The organism is Arcticibacter svalbardensis MN12-7 (genome assembly GCF_000403135.1).
In the GTDB taxonomy this organism is placed as follows: domain Bacteria; phylum Bacteroidota; class Bacteroidia; order Sphingobacteriales; family Sphingobacteriaceae; genus Arcticibacter; species Arcticibacter svalbardensis.
In genome coordinates this window covers 1-8,481 of sequence record NZ_AQPN01000027.1, presented here as the reverse complement: position 1 = coordinate 8,481, position 8,481 = coordinate 1, and the positions used below count along the sequence as shown (strand labels likewise).

Annotated in this window: 8 protein-coding genes; 2 read left to right on the top strand and 6 right to left on the bottom strand. The window is 40.1% G+C overall.

Going from position 1 to position 8,481, the window contains the following annotated elements:
- Positions 1 to 113: 113 nt before the first annotated feature.
- The 6 genes from dnaN to ADIARSV_RS03660 all read right to left on the bottom strand — a co-directional run bounded on the left by dnaN (position 114) and on the right by ADIARSV_RS03660 (position 6,110).
- Positions 114 to 1,238, bottom strand: coding sequence for a DNA polymerase III subunit beta (dnaN, locus tag ADIARSV_RS03685; RefSeq protein WP_016194029.1), 1,125 nt, complete (start codon positions 1,236 to 1,238; stop codon positions 114 to 116).
- Positions 1,239 to 1,541: 303 nt separating this feature from the next.
- Positions 1,542 to 3,221 (bottom strand): gliding motility-associated ABC transporter substrate-binding protein GldG, encoded by a 1,680-nt coding sequence (gene gldG / locus ADIARSV_RS03680; protein WP_016194028.1) that lies wholly within the window; start codon positions 3,219 to 3,221, stop codon positions 1,542 to 1,544.
- Entirely contained in the window at positions 3,215 to 3,943 is a 729-nt protein-coding gene (gene gldF / locus ADIARSV_RS03675) for a gliding motility-associated ABC transporter permease subunit GldF (protein WP_016194027.1), read from the bottom strand. The genes gldG and gldF overlap by 7 nt, the downstream gene beginning before the upstream one ends.
- An 8-nt stretch (positions 3,944 to 3,951) precedes the next feature.
- Positions 3,952 to 4,461, bottom strand: a complete 510-nt coding sequence (locus ADIARSV_RS03670; protein WP_016194026.1) for a hypothetical protein — start codon at positions 4,459 to 4,461, stop codon at positions 3,952 to 3,954.
- Positions 4,462 to 4,734: 273 nt separating this feature from the next.
- Positions 4,735 to 5,322 carry a hypothetical protein gene (locus ADIARSV_RS03665; protein WP_016194025.1) on the bottom strand — a complete coding sequence of 196 codons (588 nt, stop codon included), beginning with the start codon at positions 5,320 to 5,322 and terminating at the stop codon, positions 4,735 to 4,737.
- A 68-nt stretch (positions 5,323 to 5,390) separates the two neighbouring features.
- Positions 5,391 to 6,110, bottom strand: coding sequence for an ATP-binding cassette domain-containing protein (locus tag ADIARSV_RS03660; RefSeq protein ID WP_016194024.1), 720 nt, complete (start codon positions 6,108 to 6,110; stop codon positions 5,391 to 5,393).
- Between the two features lie 156 nt (positions 6,111 to 6,266).
- Between ADIARSV_RS03660 and ADIARSV_RS03655 the strand changes: the two genes are divergently transcribed.
- Positions 6,267 to 7,745, top strand: a complete 1,479-nt coding sequence (locus ADIARSV_RS03655) for a glycine--tRNA ligase (RefSeq protein ID WP_016194023.1) — start codon at positions 6,267 to 6,269, stop codon at positions 7,743 to 7,745.
- A gap of 138 nt (positions 7,746 to 7,883) precedes the next feature.
- Positions 7,884 to 8,481: murein L,D-transpeptidase catalytic domain family protein (locus ADIARSV_RS03650; RefSeq protein WP_040298993.1), on the top strand; the 598-nt coding region annotated here is incomplete at its 3' end.

Genomic DNA, 8,481 nt, shown 5'->3' with positions numbered 1-8,481 from the left:
CTTCTTCTTTTTTATGTTTATTAATCTGAAATTCAACTTATTGCAAAACATACACAGCTAATAAATAGCACCGCAGCTCTTAATACTTTAAAAAACCGGTTATGTATAGAAAATTAGGCATAAGTGTTTAGCATAACGGGCATAACTAACATCAAAACATCTTCATTTTCGTCGTTAGTTTGCGGTACCAATAAACCTGCACGATTCGCTGTACTCATTTCAAGAGTTACCTCTTCGCCACTTAAATTATTAAGCATCTCAATCAGGAAACGAGCATTGAAGCCAATTTCCATATCATCACCTTCATACTGGCAACTCAAACGCTCATGTGCCTCATTTGAAAAATCAATATCCTCTGAGGATATATTTAACTCACTCCCTGTAATCTTGAGGCGAACCTGATGTGTGGTCTTGTTTGCAAAAATAACCACACGACGTAGCGAACTTAGAAACAAGCTCCTGTCAATTGTCATCCTGTTCGTATTATTCTGAGGGATGACCGCCTCATAATCCGGATAACGCTCATCGATCAAACGACAAATCAGATTTATATTTCCAAATCTGAAAAATGCACTGGTATTATTGTACTCGATAGCTACCGATACGTCATCTGTAGGCAGGGATGCTTTAAGTAAGGTAAGTGCTTTTTTCGGCAATATAAAAGAAGCTGACTGTTCTGCTTTTGCATCGTTACGACGGTAACGGACTAATTTATGCGCATCAGTAGATACAAAAGTAAAATTTGAGGAGTTCAGCTGGCAATAAACACCGGTCATTGCCGGGCGAAGTTCATCGTTGCTTACCGCAAAAATGGTTTTATTGATCGCCTCTGCCAATACGGATGCAGGAAGACTAACTGCCGAAGCATTTTCCACACTCGGAATCTTTGGAAAATCATCTCCATTTTCACCACTCAGCTTATATTTTCCATCACCTGCATTTATTTCAATAGCAAATGTAGTATCATCCACATTGAATGTAATCGGCTGATCGGGTAGAGTCTTCAACGTTTCCAGTAAAATCCTGGAGGGTATAGCAATCTTGCCGTCTTCTTTTGATTCTACCGCAAGTGTAGTAGTCATACTGGTTTGAAGATCGGTAGCAGAGATCGTTAAGATGCCGTCTTTTATCTCAAAAAGAAAATTTTCCAGTATCGGGAGAACAGTACTACTGCTTGATGCTCCGTTTACTGCTTGCAATTGCTTTAATAAGGTCGAAGTCGAAACTATAAATCTCATATATCGTGTATAAATCTTTTTTAATTTTCAGGTATAATACTGAAAAATGATTCAGATTCCTGCATTTATCAAAAATAGAAATAAATTCTATTACCCCCTCTTATTTTCTCCACATTAATTGATTCGCATTAAGCCTGATTAAGGACCAAATAATTCATTGAAATAATGATCCTCCTTTAATATGGATGTTATGGATCGCAAAATCAGACTAGTAAAATTCCGATGAAAGTCCGACTTAAATGCCCTAAAGTGGGACTCATACCGGAATCTTATCGCTATCATATTAGCATCATTAAAATCAGTTTAGGAATATTTCCTCTTTCTGAAGAAGTAGATAGAGATTCCGGTAAGGACTAAACAGACCAACGGTAAGCCTATATTGATAAGTTGCCAAAAAGTACGATCTTCTTTGATCCGGGCGCGGTCAAGCAGGTGCATTTTCACCTCCTTACTTCGAAGCATAATAATAGCAGGATCGTCGGTCAGATAATCCACTGCGTTCAGAAAGAATGTTTTATTACCAAACTGCTGCTGGGTGTAGCGGTCATACCCGAGTGGAAAAGGTGAGCCATCCTGGGTACTGACCTGGTTTTTCAGGATATCGCCATCTGCGAGGACAATCATCTTTGCCGGTTTGGATAATTCCGGACTTGTCACCGGATCCTGAATCTCTTCGGGAACAGGTCTGTTTTTAAATACCTGAGGAAAGACTCCCTCCATGGCAATAGCAGTTATTTGAGGCTGTCCTTTAAACTCTTCCGGGTTGGGTGCCTGTTCCACTTGTTGCAATGAGATGAGTGCCGGAACAGCTAATAGTCTGCTATAGGGTGAGGAGCTCAACAATACATCCCTCCTTATGCCGGCAACCGCAAGGGTGTCGATTGATCCCGAAAACTCTGACCGTACTGCATCTATATTTTTGACTACCGGATGGTTGCTTGTTGAAACGAAAAGAGGATAATACATCCAGGGTACCATTTGCATTTGTGCCTGTCCGGCCGAACCTCCCACCTTCAATGGAATTTGCGCACAATTTAAATCAGCGATCAAATTGTAGTTCAGTTTTACCCCATAACGGAATAACATATCATCCAGGTTGAGCGATTTAACAAAGGTGAGTTGTGTTCCTGCCCCACGCAGACTATCAAGCTCTGCGTTTACCTGGTCTATTGCCCAGAGTACACTTCCCCCATGTGCAATAAAATAATCGATTTTATATTTTTCAGCTTCTGTAAATGACTTTTGGGGTTTAGGAATAACGAGTAAGTTCAGTTTGGAGATTCCCTCTAAGGAAATAGTTCCCAGATTAACGCGTCCCGGTTCAAAGGCACTTTGCAGGGAACCTATGGCATCTGCCAGTTGCAGGTCCGTCAGCTCATCATGACCTTCACTGAACCCTATTTTGGGCTTCCCACCTCTTTTCAACTTCCTGATGGCGGTAGTAAAGGCGTATTCTAAGTTTTGGACTGAGTTATTCAATACCTCTTCCGGAGAAGCGCCCATGCGGGACTGCAAGAAATTGACGGCAATATCTTTACCCTTATAGGATATAAGAGCAGAAGGGAAAATAATTTTCTGCGTCAATCCCTCTTCGGTTTTCACACTCAGGTTGGTTGCCAGCAGGCCTTTTTCGCTCAGTTGCTGATAGATGACTGTAGCTTGTTCTTCGCCGCCTTCGGACGGATTGATGAATTTATAATTGAGTTTGCTTCCTGAATAGGCTTTGTAATCAGATAAAAGATCACTTACGGCATTTTGAAGACGTTTGAATCCGGCAGGAAAATCGCCATCAAGGTAAACGGTGACTTGCATTTCGTCATCAAGACCTTTCATTTCTGAACGGGTAATGTCGGATAAGGTAAACCGTTTATCGGCAGTAAAGTCTATTCGGGTAAAGTAGATCGAGGATACTAAACTGATACCGATAATGATCAGCAGAAAAATCAGGAGTGTTTGAAGATCGGCTTTCTTTCTATTTACCATTTTCTTGTACCAAGTACAGTTTTAGTCAGCATAAGAAATAAAGAGGTAAAGGAAAGGAAATAAAATAAATCGCGCGAATCTAACACTCCCCGGCCTATGGACTGATAATGTTCATTGATCCCTATAGCGCTTACCAGGGTATCGACAAATTGCAGGGAGATAAGCTGACTCAGGGAATCAAATCCGCTAAAAGCGAAAAAACACAAGAAAACGGAAATGGCAAAGGAGATGATCTGGTTATTACTTAAAGAAGAGGCAAAAATTCCGATTGCGACAAATGCTCCCCCGAGTAAGAGTAAACCGATATAAGACCCTATAATGGCACCTGAATCAATATTTCCGGAAGGAGTACTCAGTTCTGAGGTGGTAAAATAGTAGATGAGCGTAAGAAGTAAGGAGAACAGGACCAAGGCGAAACAGGCAAAAAACTTACCTGCAATAATCTGTCCGTCACTTACAGGACGCGTAACGAGAAGTTCAAATGTGCCGTCTTTACGTTCTTCGGCAAAGGAACGCATGGTTATTGCCGGGATTAGGAACATAAATAAGAAAGGAACGATGGCAAACAAGGAATCCAGACTGGCATATCCATTTTCCAGAATACTGGAATCAGGAAACACCCAGAGGAATAATCCTGTCATCATTAAAAATAGACCGATGGCTATATAAGCTACAAGGGAGCTAAAAAAGCCGGATAATTCTTTACTGAAAATAGCGAGCATGAGGTTTTTTAGAATTGATAACCTACTTTAATGCCCAACTGGTTGATGTTGCCACCTTCGCGTGACCAGGATTCAAAACGCAGACCTCCGTTGATCGAACTTCTTTTCGCTATTGGATAAGAGATTCCCACACCGGGAGCAAAGATGAACGTGACACCGGCACCTTGTTGAATTCCAACACTGGTACCAATTTCAGTTTGGGCATATAACATTCGGGAAAGATAGTACTTGGCACCCGCCTTCATGGGAATATAGGTGCGTGTACTGGAGTTCTTTCTGTAAAAAGACATCACCCCTGCTGAGCCGGTTGCATATAATGCACGGGTGATTGGGATATCCAATCCTCCTGCACCTCCAAAGCCAACGCCAAATAAATCTCCATAATCTCCTCCCGGCAATGAAATCTCCAGATCAACATTTACTCTTGGTCGTACAGGAAAAGGAGTTTTATGTATATCCTGAGCCTGAGCGTGGGAAACTAAAAACCCGAACAGCAATACTGCGATTAATCTTTTCATATTATTATAGTACAAAGAAAGTCAATCTTATTCTTAATTGCTAATAGTAAGATTAGGAGAATGGTTTATTTTACTATTATGACAAGGACAGGTAATTGCATTTAAATACTTAAAAAAAATGCATAGTGGTGTTTAGAAAAACCTATCTGCTGATTCTGATGCTTATAGTAAGCTATTAATGAGATTAAGGGTATATTTCTTGAATAAAAAGGAATTTGACATTTAAAGGCAAAAACAGGCGGTTGGCAATACACCAACCTCCTGTTTCAATTCTTACCTATTTACTTGTCCGGGCAAATAAATATTGAATCCAAGTGTTAATCCTAATCCAGACATTCCTGTATCAGCACCAACATCAGATTTGTTATACGTGTAACCTAAGACCGCTTCAAGAGCAACAGTACGACTTACGAAATGAGAATAACCACCGCTAATACCTAATAATAAAGATACAGGTTCGTCATTATCATTATCTTTCACGTGACTTCCGCCGATTCCAACAGTACCTTCGGCAAACCATCTGCTGGTTGGGGTAGCACCTTCAGGAAAGTAATAACGCACTAATGGAGCTACACCATATTGAAAACTGGATCCACCATCATAAGCACTTAGGCCTAAATTCACTTGGGCACCCACAGCAATATTATCAGAAATGAAATAAGCAGCTTTTGGTTGCACACTGATATTAAAGGTTTCTGTGTCAAAATTGTAATTTGTAGAACCTAGCCCTGCTCCAATCATCCAGTTACCTGCCTGAAGGGCAGTTGCCTGAGATGCTGATGAGGTTTGAGGGGTTGTTATCTGCGCTGAAGCGGCATATACGAATAACGATAGTGCACAGGATAAAAATAAGTGTTTCATAAAATAAAAGTTAAATGTTAAAATGTTTTTCAGGTTTTTAACACCAATCTCCCTATTTTGTTGACAATTTATTTTTGAATTGGCTGGATTAGCTTCAAAAAAATCTCTTCTAATGTATGTTGAGGGTACTTTTTCATTAAATCAGGAAGAGTTTCGTCGCATACGAGATGCCCTTGGTTAATGATGACTGCCCGATCACAGAGTTGTTCCGCCTCCTGCATAATATGGGTTGAAAAGATAATTGTTTTTGTTTTCCCAAGCTCCCGGATTAACGCCCTGATACCCACTAACTGAGCAGGGTCTAATCCGGATGTAGGTTCATCAAGAATCAGTACCTGGGGATCGTGGATGAGGGACTGGGCAATACCAACCCGTTGTCTGAATCCTTTAGAGAGTGCATTCAGCTTTTTATGTTGTTCCTGTTCGAGACCTGTAAGGGCTATAATTTCCTCTATTCGTTGTTTTTTATTTTGGAGTTTATGCAGATCGGCAATAAAACCAAGCGACTCCTTTACATACATTTCCAGGTAGAGGGGATTATGTTCAGGGAGGTAACCAAGCTGACGGCGGACTTCCATAGGATTTTTGACCACATCAAAGCCAGCGACTTCGGCTGTTCCCGATGTTTGAGGAATAAAACAGGAGAGAATTTTCATCGTAGTAGACTTACCGGCACCGTTAGGTCCTAAAAAGCCGAGAATCTCGCCCTGATGGGCAGTAAAGGAGATGTTATCTATTGCTTTCTGCTGTTCGTAAACTTTGGTCAGGTTTGTGACTACTATACTCATGTTTAGCAAAACTACTGAATATCATTTGATATTGTTGTTCGGCTAATCTATTGAGATCAACCGCTTGTAAATCATTGTAAACTGAAAGAAAGTTCTGTAAGATGACAAGACTAAATATAGCACTATGCTATAAAATTTATATAAGTTTGTAGCATCATGAGTAAAAACAATGACGAGATCTTCAAAAATGTGATCTCACATGCCAAAGAATATGGCTTTGTATTCCAATCCAGTGAAATATATGATGGATTAAGCGCTGTTTATGATTACGGACAGTTGGGTGCTGAATTAAAAAACAACATTAAAGCTTATTGGTGGAAATCAATGGTACAAATGCATGAAAACATTGTAGGCATTGATTCTGCGATATTTATGCATCCCAAGGTATGGAAGGCAAGCGGTCACGTGGATGGTTTTAATGACCCCATGATCGATAATAAAGACTCAAAAAAACGCTATAGAGCCGATCAGCTCTTAGAAGATAAAATTACCCGTTACGAAAAGGACGGCAAAACAGATAAAGCGAATCAGCTTCAGGAAGCAATGGATAATGCACTGAAAGCTGAGGATATGACTGCTTTGCGTGACCTGATTGTGGAGCATGAAATAGCTTGTCCGGTTTCGGGTACGCGTAACTGGACGGATGTCCGCCAGTTTAACCTGATGTTCAGCACACAGTTTGGCGCTATGGCTGAAGGCAGTGAAGAGATTTATTTACGTCCTGAAACAGCGCAGGGAATTTTCGTCAACTTCCTGAATGTGCAAAAATCGGGTAGGATGAAAATTCCATTTGGTATTGCACAGATCGGAAAGGCATTCCGTAATGAAGTGATTGCACGTCAGTTTATCATGCGGATGCGTGAGTTTGAACAAATGGAAATGCAATTTTTTGTACGTCCGGGTGAAGATAAGAAGTGGTTTGATTACTGGAAGATTGCCCGCTTAAAATGGCATACTGCTTTAGGCACTTCATCGGAGAAATACAGGTTTCATGACCATGTTAAGCTGGCCCATTATGCCAATGCTGCTACTGATATTGAGTTTGATTTCCCTTTTGGATTTAAAGAAGTGGAGGGTATCCATAGCCGTACAGACTTTGACTTAACGCAACATCAGGAGTTTTCAGGTAAGAAACTGCAATATTTTGATAGTGAACTGAATGAGGAGGGAAAACCATATGGCAATTATGTCCCTTATGTAATTGAAACTTCCATCGGTTTAGACCGCATGTTTCTGTTAACAATGATTAATGCTTTTGAAGAGCAGGACTTAAGTACAGCAGAAAAGAAAGATAGCCGTACGCTTCTTCGTCTGCATCCATGCCTTGCTCCTATCAAAGTAGCGATATTCCCATTAACTAAAAAAGATGGGTTGCCAGAGAAAGCACGTGAAATCATGAATAGTTTAAAGATCGACTTTAATTGTGTTTATGAAGAAAAGGATGCTATTGGGAAACGTTACCGCCGCCAGGATGCTATAGGTACTCCATTTTGTGTAACGGTAGATCATCAGAGTTTAGAGGATGATACCGTTACGATCCGTCACCGTGATTCCATGGAACAGGAACGTGTTGCTATTGCTGATTTAGAACAAATGATTGGCAAACGGGTAAGCTGGAGAAACTTGCTTGCTTAAAACATAACAGGGTCATTATAAGACCCTGTTGTTTCAAATCTTGACATTTATCGAAACTTTTTTATCTTTGTAGCCGTACACACTTAAATAAAACGAATATTATAGAGAACAACTTACTTAAACATCAGCTACGGATTTATGAAGAACAGGATTTTAAGAGGGGTAACCTATATTATATTAGCACTTAGCTTTCCAGCAATTGGATGGGGACTCAAGACAGATCATTCTCATCTTGACCATTCAAATACAACAAATAAAAGTCTTACTAAAGAAACAAAAGCTAATTCAGCCGCTGTTTTATTTGATCAATATATTTCCGGTATTTATACGAAGTCAGGTTTAGCACTTACCTCTCTGGATTATGCTGTATTTAAAAAAGCATTTACCGGTTACTATAATTTAAGGAATGCGGGCCTGATCAGCAAAGACAAACAAATTATTTCTATAGTTGATTTCAATAAACCAAGTACGGAGAAAAGATTATGGATAGTTGATCTGGCAGCAGGGAAATTATTATTTAATACTTTCGTGGCACATGGAAGAGGTAGTGGTGATAATTTTGCAACTAACTTTTCGAATGTCTCTGAGTCTAACCAAAGCAGTTTAGGTTTTTATGTTACAGATAATACGTATTCAGGGAAACATGGTATGTCCCTGCGCATAAATGGCATGGACCGCAAGTTTAACAGCAATGCACTTAACCGTGCTGTCGTTATTCATGGTGCTTCTTATGTGA

Coding starts and splice junctions, on each gene's coding strand:
- ADIARSV_RS03655 (WP_016194023.1), top strand. CDS start 6,267: ATGAGTAAAAACAATGACGAGATCTTCAAAAATGTGATCTCACATGCC.
- ADIARSV_RS03660 (WP_016194024.1), bottom strand. CDS start 6,110: ATGAGTATAGTAGTCACAAACCTGACCAAAGTTTACGAACAGCAGAAA.
- dnaN (WP_016194029.1), bottom strand. CDS start 1,238: ATGAGATTTATAGTTTCGACTTCGACCTTATTAAAGCAATTGCAAGCA.
- ADIARSV_RS03665 (WP_016194025.1), bottom strand. CDS start 5,322: ATGAAACACTTATTTTTATCCTGTGCACTATCGTTATTCGTATATGCC.
- ADIARSV_RS03670 (WP_016194026.1), bottom strand. CDS start 4,461: ATGAAAAGATTAATCGCAGTATTGCTGTTCGGGTTTTTAGTTTCCCAC.
- gldF (WP_016194027.1), bottom strand. CDS start 3,943: ATGCTCGCTATTTTCAGTAAAGAATTATCCGGCTTTTTTAGCTCCCTT.
- gldG (WP_016194028.1), bottom strand. CDS start 3,221: ATGGTAAATAGAAAGAAAGCCGATCTTCAAACACTCCTGATTTTTCTG.